22 protein-coding genes are annotated in these 21,888 nt (G+C 58.3%); 7 read left to right on the top strand and 15 right to left on the bottom strand.

Translation table 11 applies throughout. The features are described 5' to 3' along the window. The first annotated feature begins 17 nt into the window (after positions 1 to 17). From AC2FF7_RS14300 to AC2FF7_RS14290, 3 genes are all read left to right on the top strand, one after another. Positions 18 to 1,190 carry an MFS transporter gene (locus AC2FF7_RS14300; protein WP_170724650.1) on the top strand — a complete coding sequence of 391 codons (1,173 nt, stop codon included), beginning with the start codon at positions 18 to 20 and terminating at the stop codon, positions 1,188 to 1,190. Positions 1,191 to 1,213: 23 nt separating this feature from the next. After that, entirely contained in the window at positions 1,214 to 2,248 is a 1,035-nt protein-coding gene (locus AC2FF7_RS14295; RefSeq protein WP_496905817.1) for a glycosyltransferase family 4 protein, read from the top strand. A 111-nt stretch (positions 2,249 to 2,359) separates the two neighbouring features. Continuing rightward, positions 2,360 to 3,382, top strand: coding sequence for an aspartate-semialdehyde dehydrogenase (locus tag AC2FF7_RS14290; RefSeq protein ID WP_480868998.1), 1,023 nt, complete (start codon positions 2,360 to 2,362; stop codon positions 3,380 to 3,382). A 73-nt stretch (positions 3,383 to 3,455) separates the two neighbouring features. Here the strand turns inward: AC2FF7_RS14290 and AC2FF7_RS14285 are convergent, their stop codons facing one another. Then, positions 3,456 to 3,950, bottom strand: coding sequence for an imm11 family protein (locus AC2FF7_RS14285; RefSeq protein ID WP_496905816.1), 495 nt, complete (start codon positions 3,948 to 3,950; stop codon positions 3,456 to 3,458). Positions 3,951 to 4,283: 333 nt separating this feature from the next. Next, a complete protein-coding gene (locus tag AC2FF7_RS14280) occupies positions 4,284 to 4,934 on the bottom strand; it encodes a carbonic anhydrase (protein WP_170355681.1) in 651 nt (216 codons plus the stop codon). 153 nt (positions 4,935 to 5,087) lie between these two features. Here AC2FF7_RS14280 and AC2FF7_RS14275 point away from each other — a divergent pair, with 153 nt between their 5' ends. The 3 genes from AC2FF7_RS14275 to AC2FF7_RS14265 all read left to right on the top strand — a co-directional run bounded on the left by AC2FF7_RS14275 (position 5,088) and on the right by AC2FF7_RS14265 (position 7,648). Further along, entirely contained in the window at positions 5,088 to 5,468 is a 381-nt protein-coding gene (locus AC2FF7_RS14275; RefSeq protein WP_480868995.1) for a hypothetical protein, read from the top strand. Between the two features lie 63 nt (positions 5,469 to 5,531). Next, positions 5,532 to 6,914 carry a leucyl aminopeptidase family protein gene (locus AC2FF7_RS14270; protein WP_480868993.1) on the top strand — a complete coding sequence of 461 codons (1,383 nt, stop codon included), beginning with the start codon at positions 5,532 to 5,534 and terminating at the stop codon, positions 6,912 to 6,914. Further along, positions 6,911 to 7,648: a C40 family peptidase gene (locus tag AC2FF7_RS14265; protein WP_480868992.1), complete on the top strand. Its 738-nt coding sequence runs from the start codon at positions 6,911 to 6,913 to the stop codon at positions 7,646 to 7,648. The genes AC2FF7_RS14270 and AC2FF7_RS14265 overlap by 4 nt, the downstream gene beginning before the upstream one ends. Here AC2FF7_RS14265 and AC2FF7_RS14260 read toward each other — a convergent pair. The 10 genes from AC2FF7_RS14260 to AC2FF7_RS14215 form a co-directional block, all read right to left on the bottom strand. Next, a complete protein-coding gene (locus tag AC2FF7_RS14260) occupies positions 7,645 to 7,995 on the bottom strand; it encodes a DUF2794 domain-containing protein (RefSeq protein WP_209195876.1) in 351 nt (116 codons plus the stop codon). The genes AC2FF7_RS14265 and AC2FF7_RS14260 overlap by 4 nt on opposite strands. Before the next feature lie 72 nt (positions 7,996 to 8,067). Next, complete coding sequence (locus tag AC2FF7_RS14255; protein WP_496905815.1) at positions 8,068 to 9,735, bottom strand: ABC transporter permease; 1,668 nt, start codon at positions 9,733 to 9,735, stop codon at positions 8,068 to 8,070. Positions 9,736 to 9,854: 119 nt separating this feature from the next. Next, positions 9,855 to 11,072, bottom strand: coding sequence for a phenylacetate--CoA ligase family protein (locus AC2FF7_RS14250; RefSeq protein WP_496905814.1), 1,218 nt, complete (start codon positions 11,070 to 11,072; stop codon positions 9,855 to 9,857). 19 nt (positions 11,073 to 11,091) lie between these two features. After that, positions 11,092 to 11,925, bottom strand: coding sequence for an ABC transporter ATP-binding protein (locus AC2FF7_RS14245; protein WP_170755462.1), 834 nt, complete (start codon positions 11,923 to 11,925; stop codon positions 11,092 to 11,094). A gap of 73 nt (positions 11,926 to 11,998) precedes the next feature. Then, positions 11,999 to 13,279 (bottom strand): ABC transporter substrate-binding protein, encoded by a 1,281-nt coding sequence (locus tag AC2FF7_RS14240; RefSeq protein ID WP_170355675.1) that lies wholly within the window; start codon positions 13,277 to 13,279, stop codon positions 11,999 to 12,001. Positions 13,280 to 13,354: 75 nt separating this feature from the next. Then, a complete protein-coding gene (locus AC2FF7_RS14235) occupies positions 13,355 to 14,431 on the bottom strand; it encodes a branched-chain amino acid ABC transporter permease (RefSeq protein ID WP_170355674.1) in 1,077 nt (358 codons plus the stop codon). A 3-nt stretch (positions 14,432 to 14,434) separates the two neighbouring features. Next, entirely contained in the window at positions 14,435 to 14,692 is a 258-nt protein-coding gene (locus AC2FF7_RS14230; protein WP_170355673.1) for a hypothetical protein, read from the bottom strand. Between the two features lie 3 nt (positions 14,693 to 14,695). After that, positions 14,696 to 15,682, bottom strand: coding sequence for a branched-chain amino acid ABC transporter permease (locus AC2FF7_RS14225; RefSeq protein WP_170755463.1), 987 nt, complete (start codon positions 15,680 to 15,682; stop codon positions 14,696 to 14,698). A 29-nt stretch (positions 15,683 to 15,711) separates the two neighbouring features. After that, positions 15,712 to 16,530, bottom strand: coding sequence for an ABC transporter ATP-binding protein (locus AC2FF7_RS14220; RefSeq protein WP_170771453.1), 819 nt, complete (start codon positions 16,528 to 16,530; stop codon positions 15,712 to 15,714). A 79-nt stretch (positions 16,531 to 16,609) separates the two neighbouring features. After that, positions 16,610 to 18,553: an AMP-binding protein gene (locus tag AC2FF7_RS14215; RefSeq protein WP_496905843.1), complete on the bottom strand. Its 1,944-nt coding sequence runs from the start codon at positions 18,551 to 18,553 to the stop codon at positions 16,610 to 16,612. A gap of 354 nt (positions 18,554 to 18,907) precedes the next feature. On the opposite strand from AC2FF7_RS14215, the gene AC2FF7_RS14210 reads away from it, so the two are divergent. Then, positions 18,908 to 19,318 (top strand): ester cyclase, encoded by a 411-nt coding sequence (locus AC2FF7_RS14210; RefSeq protein ID WP_496905813.1) that lies wholly within the window; start codon positions 18,908 to 18,910, stop codon positions 19,316 to 19,318. 94 nt (positions 19,319 to 19,412) lie between these two features. On the opposite strand, the gene mutT is transcribed toward AC2FF7_RS14210, so the two are convergent. The 3 genes from mutT to AC2FF7_RS14195 are packed head-to-tail and all read right to left on the bottom strand — an operon-like array spanning position 19,413 to position 21,888. Beyond that, entirely contained in the window at positions 19,413 to 19,811 is a 399-nt protein-coding gene (mutT, locus tag AC2FF7_RS14205) for an 8-oxo-dGTP diphosphatase MutT (protein WP_170755464.1), read from the bottom strand. Then, positions 19,808 to 21,034, bottom strand: a complete 1,227-nt coding sequence (argJ, locus tag AC2FF7_RS14200) for a bifunctional glutamate N-acetyltransferase/amino-acid acetyltransferase ArgJ (RefSeq protein ID WP_480868982.1) — start codon at positions 21,032 to 21,034, stop codon at positions 19,808 to 19,810. The genes mutT and argJ overlap by 4 nt, the downstream gene beginning before the upstream one ends. Before the next feature lie 5 nt (positions 21,035 to 21,039). Beyond that, the gene (locus AC2FF7_RS14195; protein ID WP_480868981.1) at positions 21,040 to 21,888 is read right to left on the bottom strand and encodes a peptidylprolyl isomerase; all 849 of its coding nucleotides are present in this window, start codon (positions 21,886 to 21,888) and stop codon (positions 21,040 to 21,042) included.

The raw sequence follows: 21,888 nt of genomic DNA, 5'->3' as shown, positions 1-21,888 counted from the left end.
GGGGAGAGTGTCATTTCATGAAAGCAGGTTTGGTCGTGTTGTGCCTGGGCTATGTGCTCAGCCAGTTTTTTCGCGCGTTTTTAGCCGTACTCAGCGTCGATCTAGGCCGGGATATCGGCGCCACGCCAGAGGACCTCGCCTTTGCATCGGGTCTTTGGTTTTTGGTCTTTGCCGCCATGCAACTGCCGGTGGGCTGGGCGCTGGATCGGGTCGGGCCGCGGCTGACCTCGACTGTTTTGTTGCTGGTCGGTGGCGCAGGCGGCGCACTGATCTTTGCCGTGGCCAGCACGCCTTTTCATGTCGCCCTGGCCATGGGGCTGATCGGAGTGGGATGCTCGCCGATCCTGATGGCGTCTTACTTTATCTTCGCCCGCGAATACCCCCCGGCCCGTTTCGCCACGCTGGCCGCCCTGATGCTGGGTGTTGGGTCGGTCGGAAATTTGGTCGCCTCCTACCCCACTGCGCTGGCCGTTGAGCTGATGGGTTGGCGCGCCACAATGGTCACTTTGGCCCTGTTTTCGGGCGTGATCGCCATCGGCATCCTGTTCACAGTTCATGATCCCAAACGCGTTGAAACCGACCACAAGGGATCGGTTCTGGATCTGCTGAAGCAACCCGCACTCTGGGCCATCCTGCCGCTGATGTTGGTGGCCTATGCGCCATCGGCTGCAACCCGCGGCCTTTGGGCCGGACCTTATCTAAGCGATATCTTCGCACTCAGCACAACACAGATCGGAACCGCCACTCTGATCATGGGCGCGTCGATGATTGCGGGCACCTTCGCCTATGGCCCGCTTGACCGGATATTGGGAACGCGGAAATGGGTGATCTTTGGCGGTAACGCGCTGGGCGTGGTCGCCCTGACCCTGTTGTGCCTGTGGATCGACAATGCGGTCTGGTTGTCGGTAGTTCTAATCTCGGTCATCGGGTTCACCGGGGCCAGCTTTCCTGTCATCATGGCCCATGGCCGCGCCTTTGTTCCTCCACACCTAGTGGGCCGAGGCGTGACCCTGTTGAACCTGTTCGGGATCGGAGGCGTCGGCCTTGCCCAATTCGTCACCGGCCGCGTCCACGCGGCCACGGTAGACATCAGCCCCTCTGCACCCTACACAGCGATATTCGGCTTTTTTGCCATCTCGCTTGCCATTGGCTGCGTGATCTATCTATTCAGCCGGGACAGCGTCGACTGACGCTAACCCCGTCAGGAGAGCCCATGTCTGACCCGCGCGTCATTGCCCCCAATCTCAAACGCAGGCTTTCGGGCGTGACGGCAACGATTGCGCGGCTGGTGCCGTTGCAGGTGCAATGGATCGACATTGCAGCCACCGGTCCGGGCCTGCCTGCCGATATCCCGCATATCCCGCTTGGCCGCCTGCCCTTTCTGTCGCGCAAAACCCTGCGCGTCTGGCACGCGCGTCGCAATACCGAGATGCTGTTGGGTCTGTTCCTGCGCAACATCCTGCGGTTGCGGCTGAAACTGCTGTTCACCAGCGCGTCGCAGCGGGCGCATACGGGCTATACCAAATGGCTGATCGACAAGATGGACGCTGTAGTCGCCACCTCGCGCAAAACCGCCGGGTATCTGGATCGGGATGCACAGGTGATCATGCATGGTATCAACCTGCAGGATTTTACCCCGCCCGAGGATAAAACGGCCGTTCGCGCCCGGTTGGGCCTGCCTGATGGCCTCCTGCTGGGCTGCTATGGCCGCATCCGCCACCAGAAGGGTACTGACGCCTTTGTGGATGCAATGATCGACCTGTGTGGCCGCTTTGACGATGTGCATGGCATCGTCATGGGCCGCGCCACGGAACAACACACCACCTTTCTGTCCGAATTGAAAGACAAGGTCGCGGTGGCGGGCCTGTCCAACCGCATCCTCTTCATGCCCGAGGTTACAGTCGACCAGATCGCCGAATGGTATCAGGTTCTGGACCTCTTCATCGCACCCCAGCGGTGGGAAGGCTTCGGCCTGACCCCGTTGGAGGCGATGGCCTGCGGCGTACCCGTCGTGGCCACCGATGTCGGTGCGTTCTCTGAGATCGTTACTGACCCGTCATTGGGCCATGTGGTGGAGCCAGGCAATATCCCGGCCTTGGCCGATGCCGCAGCCCGGATGCTGGAAAACCGCGATTCCCTAGCGCAATCCGGCCGCGCCGCCCGTACCCATGTCGAGCAGAATTTCGACATCAACGGCGAAGCAAAGACCCTTGTCGCCCTCTACGAACGGCTATTGACCGACACCTGAGGCGATGCGCCGCGTCAAATCGGTGTCATCGGGCGGAATCTGACCCGAAAACCCTTTTTTCTTTGCCGCAACGCAGCTATGAACGCGCGTCCTTAACTTTGGAGACATGAAATGGGCTATCGCGTCGTTGTCGCCGGCGCCACGGGTAACGTGGGCCGCGAAATGCTGAACATTCTGGCAGAACGCCAGTTCCCCGTCGATGAACTTGCCGTGCTGGCAAGCCGTCGTTCGCTGGGTACAGAAGTTAGCTTTGGCGACAAGACACTGACCACCCAGGACATCGACACCTTTGATTTCACCGGCTGGGACATGGCGCTGTTTGCCATCGGCTCGGACGCAACTAAGGTTTACGCGCCCAAGGCGGCTGCGGCGGGTTGTGTGGTGATCGATAACTCGTCGCTCTATCGCTACGACCCCGACATTCCGCTGATCGTGCCGGAATGTAACCCGCAGGCGATCCACGACTATAAAAACAAGAACATCATCGCCAACCCCAACTGCTCGACCGCGCAGATGGTTGTCGCTCTGAAGCCGCTGCATGACCGCGCCAAGATCAAGCGCGTTGTCGTCTCGACCTATCAGTCGGTCTCGGGCGCGGGCAAAGAGGGCATGGATGAGCTGTGGGATCAGACCAAAGCGGTCTATAACCCCACAACCGAGGTTGAACCCAAGAAGTTCCAGAAGCAGATCGCCTTCAACGTCATCCCGCAGATCGACGTCTTCATGGAAGACGGCTCGACCAAGGAAGAATGGAAGATGGTGGTCGAGACCAAAAAGATCGTCGATCCGTCGATCAAGGTCACTGCAACCTGCGTTCGCGTTCCGGTCTTTGTCGGCCACTCCGAGGCCGTGAATATCGAGTTCGAGGAATTCCTGGACGAAGACGAAGCCCGCGACATCCTGCGCGAGGCACCGGGCATCATGGTGATCGACAAGCGCGAGGCCGGTGGCTACGTCTCGCCTATCGAATGCGCGGGCGATTTCGCGACTTTCATCAGCCGCATCCGTCAGGATTCAACCATCGAGAACGGCATCAACCTGTGGTGCGTGTCCGACAACCTGCGCAAAGGCGCCGCCCTTAACGCGGTGCAGATCGCCGAACTGTTGGGCCGTGAGGTTCTGAAAAAGGGCTGAGGTCAGGCTACAACCACAGAGAAACCCCGCTGTCGATGCAGCGGGGTTTTTTTGTTTCGACGCACCGTTTGCGTCACAGAACCCCAACAGGGCAGCGGACTAAACCCCAACCGTCATCGACTCCGACAGCTTTCAAAGCTGATACGAGACTTTCGGAGAGGAACAGGAGTTCGGGAACTTTCGGATCGATCCAGATGTCGGGACCACCCAAAGCTTCTGGAGCAACTACAAGCTCATGTTCCCGTCCAATTCGAGGACGGAAAACTACTCCAGAACGGCTACTTAGAGGAGCTGTTCTGTCTCCTAACGGCCCCAACGCCTCTTGGTTCCCCATCGACCGTTTATTGCACACATTCAGTATGTAATACGGCTCGTCCGTGGTTGCATGACCCGCCGGAGCCTGCAATCTGATCGAGTGGAAATAGGTTTCACCCAGATCGAACTTTTCCAGAACCGCTTTGGCCGAATCCGACAGCACCGGTAGACCACCCCCGTTCATAAAACTCGGGGTTGGATTGCCATCCTGAGAGCCATAGTACCAGACATCCCCGACTTCGGCGTCGGTCAACCGCTCTCCTTTACGGACTTACTCGTAAGTCCCGTCAAACAACTTGTCATATTTTTCTTGAACATCTTTGGGTTGGGCGGCCAACCAATGCCGTTCATATTCCCTCCGCGTCATCGGAGTTACGCCAACTGAGTCGTTCCAAGTCGTAGAAATCCAGACGTGGAAATCCCACCCGAAGGATCATTTTCATCAATCATTTTCACCGCCTAAGACCAGATCAAAAACCGCAACCAAAAGATCTAATGGCACCCTACACTGTAAGGTGCATCAAAAAAGTTCACAAAAAAGAGGCCCGGAAAAGGCCCCTTGCAATCGTATCGTTCTCATCGAAAATCAAACAACCACGAACTTCTTTTCATGTGGGTCATAGCATTGCAGCCCGCCCTCTCCGATATCGGTCCACAGCCCGTGCAGGCTCAGTGATCCGTCCTCGACCGCCGAAGCAATGAACGGGAAGGTCAGCAGGTTTTCCAGCGAGGCGACAACCGCGTGGCGCTCGAATTGGCGCGCCTGGTCCGTGCTGTCCTCGATATCCGCTACCAGATCATATTTCGGCTTAAGGATATCCATCCAACGCCCCACAAAGCTGTCTTTCGCTTCAAGCTGCGGGGCCTGTCCTTTGCACATGTCGATACAGCCCTGAACACCGCCACATTGCGAATGGCCCAGAACGATCAGATGCGCCACTTTCAGCGCAGTTACAGCGTATTCGATTGCTGCGCTGGTGCCGTGGTGGTCTCCGTCCGGGGCATAGGGTGGAACCAGATTGGCAATGTTTCGGTGAATAAAAAACTCACCCTGATCGGCTCCGAAAATCGAAGTCACGTGCACCCGGCTGTCACAGCAGGAAATGACCATGGCGCGCGGGCGCTGTCCTTCGGTGGCAAGACGCCGGTACCAGACCTGATTTTCCGAATACGTCGTAGCTTTCCAGCCGTGATATCGCTTGACCAGATAGTTCGGCAAAGGTTTGGCGCGATCCATTTTTATGTCCTTAGTCTTGTGTCTGACGAGTGCTGTAACCTGAATTCGCCGAATATTCGAGCCATTATCCCAGTGCGCTGCAAGGTTTTGCAAAGGAATTCCGCGCAACAGTCAACCCACGCCGTGGGGGCGTTTAGAATTGGGGTAAATGTGGTGGAAAAGATAGTCACACTTGAACACAAGGAATCCGTCCGTCTGGATCCGGACCAGTTGAATGGTCTTTGCGGGCAACTGGGTGATCAGAATGCACTGGACGTGCTATGCCGCACAGTCGAGGAATTGGCCGTGCGCTTGTCGAATTGCGAACGCTACTGGCGGCGGCGTGATTGGACCAGCTTGCGCAAATGTGCGCGTTCCCTGGTGGCGATTTCCGAACAGGTCGGCATGACTGCGCTGGCGCGCGTGGCGGGCGATGTGGCGCATAACGTGGATATCGGCGATGCCGTCGCCACCGGCGCAACCCTGTCGCGCCTGATCCGCGTGGGTGAGAAATCGCTGACCGTTATTTGGGACCAGCAGGATCTTTCGGTCTGACGGGGCTTGCGGACGGATCGTGGACGGATAGGCTGGGCGCAAACCGAACCAGTTGAGATCCCCATGACCCTGTCCTTTGCCTCCGCCTCTGACCCGTCCCTGCCATTGCACGTGATCGCGCAGCCCGATCTGGAAAGCTGGCTTTCGGATCAGCCGGGATCTATGGCTGCTTGGGTGGAAAACAGCGGGTTCACGGCCGGTTTGGGTCAAACGCTGTTGATACCCGATGCAGACGGTGCCCCGTCCATGGCGCTGGCGGGCTATGGCAAGCCTGCGGGTCGCGCACGCAAACGGTTCCCGCTGGCCGCCGCTGCCGAAGCTTTGCCCAAGGGCACGTATCACATCGCTTCGGGCCTGCCAGACGACGTGGTTGAGACCGAATGTCTGGGATGGTTGCTGACAGGGTATAGTTTTGACCGCTATGCCAGCCAATCCGCTGCCAAGGCCCGCCTTATCGCCCCGGACGGCGTGGATACCACCCGGTTGGAGATTGTTGCCAAGGCTGAGGCATTGATCCGCGATCTCGTCAACACACCTGCATCAGATATGGGGCCGGATCAGTTGCAGGCCGCTTCTGAAGCGCTGGCGCAGGAATTCGGCGCATCCTGTTCAGTAATTGTGGGCGATGATCTGTTGAACCAGAATTTTCCCATGATCCACACGGTGGGTCGTGCGGCCGCGCAGGCTCCTCGTCTGATCGAGATGAACTGGGGTAACGCGGGGCCGAAACTGACTCTGGTCGGTAAGGGTGTCTGTTTCGATACCGGCGGGTTGAACCTTAAACCCGGTGCATCAATGGGATTGATGAAAAAGGACATGGGCGGGGCAGCCAATGTGCTGGGTCTGGCGCGGATGATCATGGCGCTGAACCTGCCGTTGCAACTGCGTGTCCTGATCCCAGCGGTTGAGAATTCGGTGGCCGGGAATGCATTCCGACCCGGCGATATCCTGGCTTCGCGCAAGGGCCTTTCGGTCGAGATCAATAATACCGATGCCGAAGGGCGTCTTGTTCTGGCAGACGCGCTGGCGCTGGCGGATGAGGGGCAACCAGACCTTGTGATTTCGATGGCGACATTGACCGGCGCAGCACGCGTGGCGGTAGGAACCGATCTTGCGCCGTTTTACACCAATGATGACGACGTGGCGGATGCCCTGGCCCGCGGCGCGCGTCAAGCAGCCGATCCGGTCTGGAGAATGCCTTTTCACGAGCCGTATGAAGGGATGATAGAACCTGGCATCGCCGATCTGGACAATGCGCCGGCTGGTGGGTTTGCCGGGTCAATCACCGCCGCTCTGTTCCTGCGCCGCTTTGTGGGTGACAACCGTTATATGCACTTCGATATCTTCTCGTGGCAGCGCAGCAAGGAACCGGGGCGCAGCAAAGGCGGTTTGGGACAAGGTCCACGCGCCCTGCTGGCCGCCTTGCCCGAGATGCTGAACCTATGACGCGACATAGCATCATCAAACCGGTCGTCGATTTGATGCGCGCGCCCGATGGCCCTCGGGATCGACAGCTTTTATACGGGGACACTGTCGCGGTGACCGATGCCGCAGATGGATGGAAGCAGATCAAAGCGGACAAGGATGGATACCGTGGCTGGGTCCGCTCGAACCAGCTTGGTCTGCACGTTCCTGCTACCCATTGGATCACTGCACCGGCGACGCATATCTACGCGCAGCCGGACATGAAAAGCCCGGATTCCGCGTCGCTGAGTTTCGGCAGCAAGATAACCGCCAGTTCCGAGAAAAATGGGTTTCTGGAAACTGGTCTTGGGTTTATTCCCGCTGTTCACGCCAAACCTGTCAGCGTCACCCTGACCGATCCGGTCGCCGTTGCCGAACTGTTTTTGGGCACACCGTACTTATGGGGTGGCAACAGCCGGTTTGGGTTGGATTGCTCGGGCCTGGTGCAGGCCGGAATGCTGGCCTGCGGAATGCCCTGTCCTGGCGATAGCGGGGATCAAGAGCGTGAAGTTGGCAGAACGCTGCCCGACGGTACACCGCCCCAACGTGGCGATCTTTTATTCTGGAAAGGCCATGTTGCATGGGTTTACGCTGAGGACATGCTTCTACATGCCAACGCCTTCCACATGGATGTGACGTTCGAGCCGATGACGCAGGCGATCGCGCGTATCAAGGATCAGGGTGACGGGCCAGTGACCAGCCATAAAAGGCTCTAATCAAGGTCAACCGAACGGATCAGCTTGCGTTCCAATACCCGCAGCACAGTGCGCAGATCATGGCCGCGCTTCAGGATACGGCCATCCATGCCCACCACCGAATACATCCCCTGTTTTTGCCGCAGGCGCGGGTGCTTTTCGACCCGATAGATCGGATGTTCAGCCGTGCGGCGAAAGATGGAAAACACTGCCATGTCGCGCAGGTTGGAAATGCCGTAGTCCCGCCACTCTCCGGCGGCGACCATCCGGCCATAGACGGACAGGATATGCGACATCTCGTGGCGGTTGAAGGCGACGGGCATCTGGGCCGAGTTGCCAGAGAACCGGCTAGGAGGCTGCATGTTCATGCGTTAAGCCTTGCCGGAAAACGCGTCTGAATCAAGCCCACCCAACGCAAGGTGTGGTAATTTTGAAGCGACCTAGCGTCTGCGCCCCACTTGCCGGCAGATCAGAATAACCGGCAACAGCCCCACAGCCAGAATAACCAGCGACGGCACCGCAGCCCCCTCAAGCCGTTCGTCCGAGGCCAGCCGATAGGCTTGCACCGCCAGTGTGTCAAAGTTGAACGGGCGCATGATCAGGGTCGCTGGCAGCTCTTTCATCACGTCCACAAACACGATCAGCAGCGCGGTCAGCAGCGATGGTGTCAGAATCGGCAGGTGCACGCGGCGCAGCGTGCCCAGCGGGCTTTGTCCCAAGGACCGAGAGGCCGCGTCCATATTGGCGTGTACCGTGCTTTGACCGCCCTCATAAGCGCTGAGCGCAGCGGCCAGGAACCGGACCATATAGGCCGCAACCAGCAGCCAGATCGAGCCGGTGACAAGCAACCCGGTCGAGATATCGAAGGTCTGCCGCATCCACGCATCCAGAGCATTGTCGAAACTGGCAAAGGGCACGATCAGTCCGACGGCGATAACTCCGCCCGGCACTGCATAGCCCAGTCGCGCCATATAGCCAGCGCCCGAGGATACCCGACCAGGGCGCAGGCGCTGAAAGAACCCGACACAGATCGCAGCAAACACTGTAATCACCGCGGCCGTCCCCGCCAAAGTCAGCGAGTTCTGGATGAAGCCGATATAGCGCCGCGACAGCAGGTTCTGCTCTGATTCCATCCCCATCTGAACCAGAATGAATACCGGCAGCAAAAAGCCCAACAGTACCGGAATGGCGCATAGCGTAAACGCCGCCGCCACCTGCCATCCTTTCAGTTGGGCCGAGGGCAGCGATGCTTGGCTTTTGCCCGCCTGGTAATATTTCGCTTTGCCGCGTTGCATCCGTTCAGCCACGGCCATCAGCAGTGCAAAACCCAGAAGGCACAACGCCAGTTGCGCGGCGGCAGCACGATCTCCGATGGAAAACCAGCTGGTGTAGATGCCGGTGGCAAAGGTCTGCACGCCGAAATAGGCGACGGTGCCGAAATCGGCGATGGTCTCCATGATGGCCAGCAATACACCCCCGGCAATCGCCGGGCGCGCCATTGGCAACGAAACGTGCCAGAAAGCCAGCCACGGGCTTTTGCCCAGCGCGCGCGCAGCCAGAAAGGCGCTGGCGCTTTGCTGCAGAAATGCCGCGCGGGCCAGCAGATAGACATAAGGATAAAGCACGAGGATCAGCATTGCCGCTGCACCCTCGGTCGAGCGGATCTCGGGGAACCAGTAATCACGCGGACCCCAGCCGGTTATGTCGCGCAGGGTGGTTTGGACGATACCGGGGTGGTCCAGAATGAACGTATAGGCATAGGCCAGAACATAGGCCGGAAAGGCCAGCGGCAGCACCAGCGCGATTTCCAGAAACCTCACGCCGGGAAAACGGGTCATCGTCACCAGCCACGCCGCACCGACACCAATGGAAAACGTCCCTATCGCCACCAAAACAACCAGCACCGCAGTGGTCAGCGCATAGCCCGGCAAGACCGTTTCCATTAGGTGAGAGATCGTGTCCGTCCCGCCCGTCACCGCCGCCAGAACGACGGCCAGCATAGGCAGCAGACAGGCCGCCGCCACCAGACAGGCCACTGTCGCCACCAACCGGGTGCCCAACGCGCCGCGGTTGCGCGTTCCGTGTTCTGAGAATTCGACGTCGGCCATGATCCCGGCTTGTTACTGGCTAAGGCGCAAGTTTCGTCTTTAATCGACCAAAACGGTCGGAAACACCAGTGGGCAGGGGTACAAATCTGCGGCACATACTGCCGCAGACCTGCTTGGCGTCATTCGTAAACGCGCTGATCCTCGATCACCAAGCCATCCTTGGGCAGTGATCCCGGTGCGACGACCTCGATCGCGCCTTTCAGTTTCAGCAGCTCGACAACCGATTTGGCATAGGCCATGTCATCGCCACCGGGGCTTTCGATCTGAACGGTCATCATGTCCATCTCACCCTGGCGGGCGGCAATGACGCGAGCTTTGACGATCTCGGCATGTTTATCGACCAGTGCGGCCACCTGTTCGGGGCGCACAAACATACCCTTGATCTTGGTGGTCTGATCGGCGCGGCCCATCCAGCCCTTGATCCGTGCATTGGTGCGCCCGCAAGATGACTGGCCGGGCATGATCGCCGATAGATCGCCTGTCGCGAAACGGATCAGCGGATAGTCGGGGTTCAATGAGGTCACAACGACCTCACCCACTTCACCCTCTGCCACCGGGGTACCGGTGCCGGGGGTCACGATCTCGACAATGACATGTTCGTCGATGATCATCCCCTCCATTGCGGGGCTTTCGTAGGCGATGTTACCCAGATCCGCGGTCGCATAGCATTGCAGGCACGAGATTCCACGATCCGCGTATTCCTGCCGCAGTGACGGGAACAAGGCCCCGCCCCCTACAACGGCGGTGGTGAAATGAAGCTGGACGCCCATCTCATCCGCCTTGTCCAGTATGACCTTCAGGTAATCCGGCGTCCCGGCATAGGCAGTGCAGCCCACATCGCGGGCAGCAGTCACTTGCAATTCGGTCTGGCCGGTGCCTGCGGGCAGAACAGCTGCCCCGACCGCGCGCGCGCCGCTTTCAAAGATCATACCCGCGGGCGTCAGGTGATAGCCAAAGCAATTCTGAACGATATCGCCCGGCCCCACACCAGCAGCGTGCAGGAATCGGCCCATGCGCCACCAGTCGGGATCGGTGCTGCCCGGTTCGTAGATCGGGCCCGGAGATTGAAACACATGGTGGAAATGCCGTGCGGGTTTGACGGTGAACCCTCCAAACGGAGGACGTGCAGCCTGTGCCTGCGCCAAGTCTGTTTTGCGCAGCACCGGTAGTTTGGGCAAGTCCTCAACCGATGCGACACCATCTGTCTCCACATCCGCCAGATGCGTTTGGAAACCCGGGGCAGACAGGGCCCGTGCAAGCTGCTTTTGCAGCGCCTCGGCCTGATCGGCGGCGCGTTTGTCGGCTGATCGGGTTTCGAGTGCGTCGAAATAGGTCATCGCCAGATCCTCCATCCGCTTACAGCCACCTCTTGCGGCGGCGATAGGACCGCACATCGCGGAAGCTTTTGCGGCCCTCATCAGACATACCGAGGTAGAATTCCTTCACGTCCGGGTTTTCGCGCAGCTCCGCCGCCGGACCGTCCATCACCACACGACCCGATTCCAAGATGTAGCCGTAATGCGCAAACCGCAGCGCCACGTTGGTGTTCTGTTCGGCCAACAGGAAGGACACACCCTCTTTCTCGTTCAGGTCCTTCACGATGCCGAAAATCTCTTCGACCAACTGCGGGGCCAGACCCATCGAGGGTTCGTCCAGCAGGATCGTCTCGGGTCGTGACATCAATGCGCGCCCCATGGCGACCATCTGTTGCTCACCGCCCGAGGTATATCCGGCTTGGGATTTGCGGCGTTCGGCCAGCCGCGGGAAATAGGAATAGACAAGCTCAAGGTCTTTCTGAATCGCAGCCGCACCGTCCTTGCGGGTATAGGCACCGGTCAGCAGGTTTTCCTCGACCGTCAGGTGTTCGAAACAATGGCGGCCTTCCATAACCTGGATGACGCCCTTTTCAACCAAATCCGCCGGATCGCTTTCATGCACGCTGGTCCCGCGATACTTGATCGTCCCTTTCGTGACCTCGCCCCGTTCCGAATGCAGCAGGTTCGACACCGCCTTGAGCGTTGTCGTTTTGCCCGCCCCATTGCCACCCAGCAAAGCGGTTATCCCGCCCTTGGGCACGGTCAGGCTGACGCCTTTCAAAACGAGGATCACGTGGTTGTAGATCACCTCGATATTGTTGACCTCAAGCAGGGTTTCAGCCTGCACTTCGGTGTTTTGAGCCGCATCCAGCATCAGTGCGTGTCCTCAGGCTTGTGTTGGGGTCGGGGCGGCGTCAATGCGCCACCCCGTTTTTCAGAAGATCGGATCAGCAACGTCCGTCGATTTTGTTCTCGGTCGCATAAGCGCTCGAGTCTTCGTTGATCAGCGGGCCGATCACGTCGCCATCGGTGGCCTTGAACTCTGAAATCAAGCTCCAGGTCTTGCTGGCCGCGTCCCATTGGGTCACGCCAACCAAAGCGTCCCCGCCGTGGTTTTCGCACGAGACCGAGAAGGCTGGACCAAAGTTGGGCAGACCCAGTTCGGTCATCTTGGCTTCGGTGATTTCCAGCGCTTCCATACCGTCGCGCATCATCGCAGGGGTGATGTCGTCGGTGCCGTGGATTTCCTGCGCTTTCTTGGCAGCTTCGGCGGCCAACATAGCGGCATAGAGACCGCGGTTATACAGAACCGTACCTACCTGATCGCCCGCACCGGCAGCCTTACCGGCGTCGACCACATATTTCTGCAGGTCGTCAAAGACCGGGAAATCGGTGCCCACGTTGTGGAAGGTCAGTGCCTTGTAGCCGTTGGCGGCTTCACCCGCAGGCAGCACGTCATTCTCGGAACCCGACCACCAGATACCGATGAAGTTTTCCATCGGGTAGCGGATGTTGGCAGCTTCCTGAACAGCGACCTGGTTCATCACACCCCAGCCCCACATCAGGACGAAGTCGGGACGATCGCGGCGAATTTGCAGCCATTGGGATTTCTGCTCCTGACCTGGGTGATCAACGGGCAGCGCAACGAGCTCAAAGCCATGCTTTGCCGACAGCTCTTCGAGTGTGCGGATCGGCTCCTTGCCGTAGGCCGAGTTGTGATAGACCAGCGCGATTTTCTTACCGCTGAGGTCGCCGTTGTTCGACTCCAACAGATAGTTGATCGCACCCGAGGCCCCATCCCAGTAGTTCGCAGGATAGTTGAAGGTATGGCTGAACACGTCACCGTTCTTGGCCGAGGTACGCCCGTAACCCATCGTGTGCATCGGAATGCCATCTGCGGTGGTCTTGGGGATCAGCTGATAGGTAATGCCGGTCGAAAGCGGCTGATACACCAACGAGCCTTCGCCCTTGGTCGATTCATAGCATTCCACACCTTTTTCAGTGTTATAGCCGGTTTCGCATTCGATCACCCTGGTCGGAACTCCTCCGATCCCGCCATCGCGTTCATTCAGCAGTGTGAAATAGTCGGCATAGCCATCCGCAAACGGGATACCGCCCGCCGCATATGGCCCCGTACGATAACTAAGCGACGGAAAGACGAGGTCGGCCATAACCGGACCTGCCGCCATTACAGCGCCCAGCGCCATGGTTGCCAGTTTCAATTTCATCGGGTGTCTCCTCCCTTGGTTTGTCCGATGGTGAGCTCGGGCGTGTACCACCCGTTATGTGATTGGGCCGACCCGCTAGTGCGGGAATGGCCAGAGTCTCAGTTTTTCTTTCGCCACGCGCCACAGTTGCGCCAGACCATGTGGTTCAAGGATCAGGAACATGATGATCAGTCCGCCGACGATGACGAGATTCAAATGCGCCACGATATCGGTGGGCCAACCCAGCATGTCCGCACCGACGACCTTCAGCACGACTGGCAGCAGAACAAGGAACGCAGCCCCCGCGAAAGACCCGAAGATCGAGCCCAGCCCGCCGATAATGATCATGAACAGCACCAGGAACGACTTCTGGATGCCAAACACTTCGCCGACCTCGACCGCGCCCAGATAGACCGCAAAGAACAACGCACCCGAGACGCCCACAAAGAACGAACTGACTGCAAAGGCCGTCAACTTTGCCCGCAGGGGGTTAACGCCGATGATCTCTGCAGCGATGTCCATATCGCGGATCGCCATCCATTTTCGCCCGGTCGTTCCGCGCGTCAGGTTGCGGGCAATCACGGCACAGACTGTCAGGAAGATCAGGCAAAACAGGTAGGTGGCCCAGGCTGGTGCATTCGGACCTGTGATGATGATACCAAATACTTCCCGTTCAGGCGCGTTGATCTGACCCGAGGCTGAGTAGTTGTAGAACCACGGCACGCGGTTAAACAGCCAAACCAGGAAGAATTGCGCCGCCAGCGTCGCCACGGCCAGATAGAAGCCCTTGATCCTAAGGCTTGGCAAACCAAACAAAACACCCACCAGCGCGGTAATGCCACCCGCAAGGATAACATGGATGAACATGCTGACATCAGGGAAGGCCGTCATCAGCTTATAGCAAGCGTAGGCCCCCACAGCCATGAATCCGCCTGTCCCCAACGAGACCTGACCGCAATAACCCACAAGGATATTCAACCCGATCGCTGCAATCGCATAGATCAGGAAAGGCAAAAGCAAAGCGTTCGCCCAGTAGTCGTTGATGATGAACGGGATGATCCCAAATGCCACCGCCAGCACCACATAGTACCGATACCGGTCGAACTTGATCGGGAAGGTCTGGCTGTCATCCACGTAAGAGACTTTGAAGTCCCCTGCTTCACGATAGAACATGTCTTACTTTCCCCATTGTTCCTGCGCCCGGTTCCGGGCCGCAGCATCCAGTTGGTTCGACCCCTTAGCGTAGCCGCTCGCTTCGGACGCGCGCACAAGTTTCAAATAGGCCAGAACACCCATGACCAGCCCTGCAAAAGCCAGAATGGCTGCAATTGTCACTTGCCCGTCCGACAGGTCGTCCGACGTCAGAGCGATATATCCAAACGCCCAAAACCCGGCCCAGGCAATGACATTGGTGATGGCGATAAGTTTGGTCATGCCCTATACCCTCTCGATGATCTTTTCGCCGAACAGACCCTGCGGCCGGAAAACCAGGAAGATCAGCGCCAGTACATAGGCAAACCAGTTCTCGGTCGCCCCGCCCACCATCGGACCGATGGCAAACTCAAACAGTTTTTCGCCCACACCAATGATAAGGCCACCGACAATGGCGCCGGGGATCGAGGTGAAGCCGCCCAACATCAGAACCGGCAGCGCCTTGAGCGCGATCAGGCTCAGCGAGAATTGAACGCCCGATTTCGTGCCCCACATAATGCCCGCGACAAGGGCCACAAAACCGGCCACTGACCAGACCATCACCCAGATGAAGTTCAACGAGATCCCGACTGACAGCGCAGCCTGATGATCATCGGCCACCGCGCGCATCGCACGCCCTTGTTTGGTGTACTGGCTGAACGCCACCAGCGCCGCCACCAGCAATGCCGCGATCACTGTTGCAACAATGTCCAGATTGTCGATGAAGAAGCCGTAGCCAAAGATGTTGAACGTGCTCTCGTCGATCCAAAGGTTGATGCCCTGCGGAAGGCCCACGTCCAGCGTCTTGATTTCGGACCCCCACATCAGGTCTGCAACACCCTCAAGCAGATAGGCCAGACCAATCGTTGCCATGAACAGAATGATCGGCTCCTGCCCCACCAGATGACGCATCACAAAGCGCTGCACCGCCCAAGCCAGCAGAACCATCACCGCCATGGTCAGAATAATCGCCAGCAGCGCAGGCACGTTCCAGCCAAAATAGTGGATATGCGTGCCGAAGGTGGCGTTGATCAGATGCGCAAACGGCACCTGACCTTTCATGATCCCCACCAGAGTCATCGCCGCAAACAGCGCCATAACCCCTTGTGCATAGTTAAAAATCCCCGAGGCCTTGTAGATCAGCACAAAGCCCAGCGCGACCAAAGCATATAGGACCCCGGCCATCAGGCCATTCAGGATGACCTCCATCGCGAATACCAACTGATCAGGCATGTCCGCCCCCTCTCATGTCTGTCAGATGTTTAGTCATGGCTCACCCCCAGATAGGCGTCGATGACTTCCTGATTGTTGCGCACCTCATCGGGTGTGCCGTCACCGATCTTGCGGCCATAGTCCATCACCACCACGCGGTCGCTCAGGTCCATCACAACGCCCATGTCGTGTTCGATCAGCGCGATTGTGGTGCCGAACTCATCATTCACATCCAGGATAAAGCGGCTCATGTCCTCTTTTTCCTCGACATTCATGCCCGCCATCGGCTCATCCAGCAGCAGCAGCTTGGGCTCTGCCGCCAGCGCCCGCGCCAGCTCGACCCGTTTCTTCAACCCGTAAGGCAGGCGCGACACGGGCGTCTTGCGGATGTGCTGGATTTCCAGAAAGTCGATGATCTTCTCGACGGCCTCGCGGTTCTCGGTCTCTTCCGCTTCGGCCTTGCCCTTCCACCAGGCCTGCTGGAAAATGTTGGTCTTCATGAAGCCCAAACGCCCGGTCATGACGTTATCCAAAACGCTCATCCCCTCGAACAGAGCGATATTCTGGAACGTCCGTGCAATCCCCTGCTGCGCCACCTCAAAGGGTCGCATCTGCGGGCGTTTTGATCCGTGAAACCAAACTTCACCTTCCTGCGGCACATAGAACCCGGAAATCACGTTCAGCATCGAGGACTTACCCGCACCGTTCGGTCCGATGATGGCCCGGATCTCACCCTCGCGAATGTCGAAAGAGATATCCTTGATTGCCACCACACCGCCAAAGCGCAGGGTGATGTTCTTCATCTCCATCACCACACCACCGATCTTGCGGCCGTCTTCGGTGACATATCCTTCGGAACTATCCAGCATCAGATCCTCCCTGAGCTGCGAAATAACGGGACGGTGGGCGGGGCGATGACCGTCAGGTCGAGCGGCGCTCGAACGGCCCTCATTCCGCCGCAACCTTGTGCGAGGCCGCAGCAACAACCGGCGCGTCGACGATTTCCAGCGTGGCCGAGATCGACCCCTTCCGCCCGTCCTCATAGGTCACTTCAGTCGTAGTCGAAACGCTGGATGATCCGTCATAAAGCGCATCAATGATGTCGTGGAATTTCTCTTCCACAAAACCGCGCCGCACTTTACGAGTCCGGGTCATCTCACCATCATCCGCATCCAGTTCCTTGTGCAGAACCACAAAGCGATGCACCTGGCAGCCCGACAGCATCTCATCTGCCGCAACCGACTTGTTGACCTCTTCCACATGCGACTTGATCGTCTCTAACACGCGGGGATGACTGGTCAGTTCCTGATAGGACCCATAGGCAACATTGTTGCGCTCAGCCCAGTTTCCAACCGCCGTCAGGTCAATATTGATAAAGGCCACACAACGATCCTTGCCGTTGCCGAACAGAACAACCTCAAGAATATCGGGATAGAACTTCAGTTTGTTCTCGACATATTTCGGCGCAAACATCGACCCGTCGGCCATTTTGCCCACGTCCTTAGCACGGTCAATGATCCGTAAATGGCCGGACCCTTCCTCGATGAACCCTGCATCACCTGTGGCCACCCAACCCTCGGCATCCTTGGTCGAGGCGGTAGAGTCCGGGTTATTGTAATACTCGACAAACACACCGGGCGAGCGATAGTGAATCTCGCCCTTGTCGTCGATCTTCAACTCGACATCCGGCGCGGGAACACCAACCGTATCCGCGCGCACCTCGCCATCGGGCTGCACAGTGATGAAAACGGTCGCCTCGGTCTGACCATATAGCTGCTTCAGATTGATACCCAGCGAGCGGTAGAAATCAAAAATCTCAGGCCCGATCGCCTCACCCGCCGTATAGCCGACGCGGAACCGGCCATAACCCAGCGTATCCTTCAGAGGACCATAAACCAGCATGTTGCCCAGCGCGTATTTCACCTTGTCGCCAAACCCGACCGGCTTGCCATCCAGCAACAGACCGCCGACTTTCTTGGCGTGATCCATGAAGTGACGGAACATGCGGTTCTTCAGCTTGCCCGCATCCTCCATCCGGATCATCACATTGGTCAACTGCGTCTCAAACACGCGCGGCGGGGCAAAGAAATAGGTCGGCCCAATCTCGCGCAGGTCGGTCATCATCGTGTCGGCGCTTTCGGGGCAGTTCACGCAGAACCCGCACCAATAGGCCTGACCGATCGAGAATATGAAGTCGCCCACCCACGCCATCGGCAGGTAGGAGAGAATATCTTCGTTGCGGGTCAGATGGTCGAACTCAGCCGAGTTCTTGGCGCTTTCGATAACGTTGCGGTTCGACAGAACCACACCCTTGGGCTTGCCCGTCGTGCCCGAGGTATAGAGCATCACGCAAGTATCGTCATAGGTGATCGCCGCGATACGCTTGTCCAGTTCCGCGTCGAACCGCGCGTGTCCGGCGCTGCCCTCGGCCATGATGTCGTCCAGCGCGTTCATCTGGGAGTGGTCGTATTTCCGCATCCCCCGCTTGTCGGTGTAGAGGATATGCTTGACCTGATGCAGCCCCTGCTGAATCTCGATGACCTTGTCGACCTGCTCCTGATCGCCACAGACGACGAACTTCGCACCGCAGTGTTCCAGAACATAGGCCATCTCTTCCGCGACCGAGTCCTGATACAGCGGCACCGGCACCGCCCCCACCATCTGCGCGGCGACCATCGACCAGTAATGCGCCGGGCGGTTGCGGCCTATGACGGCGATATGGTCGCCCTTCTCAACGCCGATCTCCAGAAATCCCAACGCCAGCTTGCGCACCTCGGCGGCGGTTTCAGCCCAGGACCAGCATTGCCAGATCCCGAATTCCTTTTCCCGGTAGGCCGGGGCATCCCCGAACTGCGTCGCATTTCGATGTAACAGCGCCGGAAGAGATACCATCCCCTCCGCGCCCGACTGCATCTGAGCCAATCTTTTTCTCCTCCCCATCCGACCCCTCCCCGGGCCGGAACTGGCGGGTCCGGGTTGGTGCCCGAACGCCAATGCCCCGATTAAGAGACATGAGAACGATCAGCGTCAAGTTTTGCCTGATGTTTTCTCAATTCTTACGAATTGTAACAGTGGTGGAAGGGTGATGGATTGGATGGATCGCCGGAGCACATCAGTCACAATGTCGTCACCAAGCCACGATATTTCCGCGCGTTTTGATAATTAACTATTTCAGCGTACCCTGTTTCTTACTGCTTCAGTTGATGGTCACCACGGTTGGCCACAGTTTCGTAGGGGGGGAAACACATGTCTATCCAAAAAGCCGCAAGAGAATTCTTTGAGGCCTGCGATACAGGCAAAGGCTGGGACGCCTGCAAAAACTTTTGCCATGAGGGCGCGACGTTTTCAGCACAAGCCGACGCATTGGCCGACGTCACTTCCCTGGAAGGTTACGCAGACTGGATGAAAAACCTGCTGACTCCGATCCCGGATGGTCATTATGAGCTCAAATCATTTTCTGTTGATGAAGAGCGTGGAATTGCAAGCATATTTGCCGTGTTCCATGGAACTCATTCCGTGGATGGCCCAGTGCCTGCTACGGGAAAAACTCTGGCCGCGGAATACGTCTATGCCATTGAGTTTGACGGTGACAAAATCAAACACATGACCAAGATATGGAATGATGCGCATTCCTTGAAACAGCTCAGCTGGGCCTAATACTTTCGGAACAGGGCCACAGGTCACAGATCACGCAATTCCGGCCACCGCGTGCTCTCTTTTGGCCACAGGGGGCATGCGCCCTGCCGCGACACTACAACCAATCCCGCAGAATCGGGATCAACGGCACATCCGCTGCGGGCATAGGATAGTTCCGCAGATCATTAGCGCGGACCCATTTCAGCGCCTGACCTTCTTTTGATTGTGGTATCCCCTCCCATTTCCGGCAAGCGAACAGCGGCATCAACAGGTGGAAATCGTCATAGCTGTGGCTGGCAAAGGTCAGCGGTGCGAGGCAGGAGGCCCAGGTGTTGATGCCCAGTTCTTCCTCCAGCTCGCGGATCAGGGCGACCTCGGGGGTTTCGCCGGGTTCGACCTTGCCGCCGGGGAATTCCCACAGACCGGCCATGGACTTCCCCTCCGGGCGCTGCGCCAGCAACACCCGGCCTTCGACGTCGATCAGGGCGACAGCAGACACCAATACAGTCTTCAAGAGCGATAATCCGCGTTGATTTCGATATAGCCGTGGGTCAGGTCGCAGGTCCAAACGGTCGATGCGCCCTCACCCAGTCCCAGATCAACCGCGATCACCAGATCCTGACCTTTCATATAGGCGGCCGCGTCTTCCTCCCGGTAATCGGGGCTGACCCAGCCTTTCTCGGCCACCAGAATATCGCCGAAAGAAATACTCAGCAGGTCGCGATCCGCAGCCGCTCCGGATTTGCCAATGGCCATGACCACACGACCCCAGTTCGGGTCTTCGCCCGCAATCGCCGTTTTCACCAGTGGTGAGTTTGCAATCGCCAGCCCATGCACCTTGGCGTCCGCGTCCGAGGCCGCTCCGGTCACACGAACTTCTACGAATTTCGTGGCTCCTTCACCGTCGCGCACCACCTGCTGCGCAAGGTCCAGCATCACCGTTTCAAGCGCCTGCGCGAAGGCTGCGTTGCCAGTAGCATCCACGCCCGAGGCCCCGGTGGCGCACAGCAGCAAACCATCCGAGGTCGAGGTATCGCTGTCCACCGTGATGCAGTTAAACGTACGATCCGTCTGCGCGCCCAGCATGGACTGCAGCGCCGATTGTTCGACCTGCGCATCGGTGAAGATATAAACCAGCATCGTCGCCATATCCGGCGCGATCATACCGGAACCCTTGGCAATCCCCGCAATTGAGACTGTTTTACCATCAATCTCGACCTGCGCCGACGCCCCTTTGGGGAAGGTATCGGTGGTCATGATCGCCCGCGCTGCGTCCTCGATCGCGTGACGGCTGAGACCGGCCTTAAGCGTCTCAAGCTGCGATACGATACGATCATGGGGCAGCGGTTCGCCGATCACGCCGGTGGACGATGTAAAGACCCGCTCGACTGTGACGCCGGTGGCTTTGGACACGGCCTGCGTCACTTCGGCCACCGAGGTCTGACCGTAATGCCCGGTGAACGCATTGGCATTGCCCGAGTTCACAAGAATGGCCGCCGGGCCATCGCTGGCCCCACCGATCTTGTCCTGACAATCCAGCACTGGAGCGGCGCGGGTAGCGGATCGCGTAAACACACCCGCTACCGAGGTGCCGGGGTCCAGCACCGCCAGCATCACATCGGTGCGGCCCTGGTAGCGCACGCCAGCATCAACGGTGGCAAAGCGCACGCCGTCAATCGCGGGCAGGTCGGGAAATGCCGCCGGAGCCAGCGGGGACACTTTGGTAATCGTGGCCACCGGGTTTACTCCTGAATCAGGTCCAGCTGTCGAACGATACCCGGGGTCACGCCCTCGATTTCCGGGCGGTCGATCTGAGCGCTTTGCGTCAGCTCATCAATGCGGGCCTGAATCGCTTCGTTCTGCAAGGTCTGAGCCAGTTCTTCCCGCACAGCAGCCAACTCGGGTGCCTCGGTTTTGCGTTTGTCGTTCAGGATGATCACGTGCCAACCGAACTGAGTCTGCACCGGATCAGAAACTTGTTCTTTGTCCAATCCTACGACGGCTGTCTCGAATTCCGGAACCATCCGCCCTTTTCCGAACCAACCCAGCTCGCCCCCATTCGGGCCAGAGGGACCGGTCGATTTTTCTTTGGCGAGTTCCGCGAAATCCGCACCGTCATCCAGTTGCGACTTGATCTCGTTGGCTTCTTCTTCGGTTTCGACAAGTATATGGCTGGCGTTGAACTCATCTTCACCTTCGAACTCGGCGAACCGCGCGTCGTAGGCGGACTGAATCGCCTCGTCGGTGACCAGATCGCCGATCAAAGCGTTCACAGTCTGAACGGCCAGCAACGAGCGGGTTTCATTCGCCAGCGCCAATGCGTTCAGCTTGGTCAGCTCGTCCTGTTGCTGACCCAATAGCTGCTGCTGGATCAACTGTTCGATGATGAAGTCATACAAGACGTCGTCTTCAATCTGCTGATAATTCGCCGGAAGGGTCGCAACAGTGGCGATAACGTGACCCAAAGTGATCTCATCTCCGTTCACGCGGGCGACCACGGTGCTGGCGTCAGGCTTGGTTTCGGCGGCCAGCGGCAGGGCCAGCACGGCAGTCAGAGCCAGCGATGGCAGAAAAGTGAGGCCTTTGGGCAT

Source organism: Ruegeria sp. YTSC325, from assembly GCF_059609525.1.
This window is presented reverse-complemented; position numbering and strand designations above follow the sequence as displayed.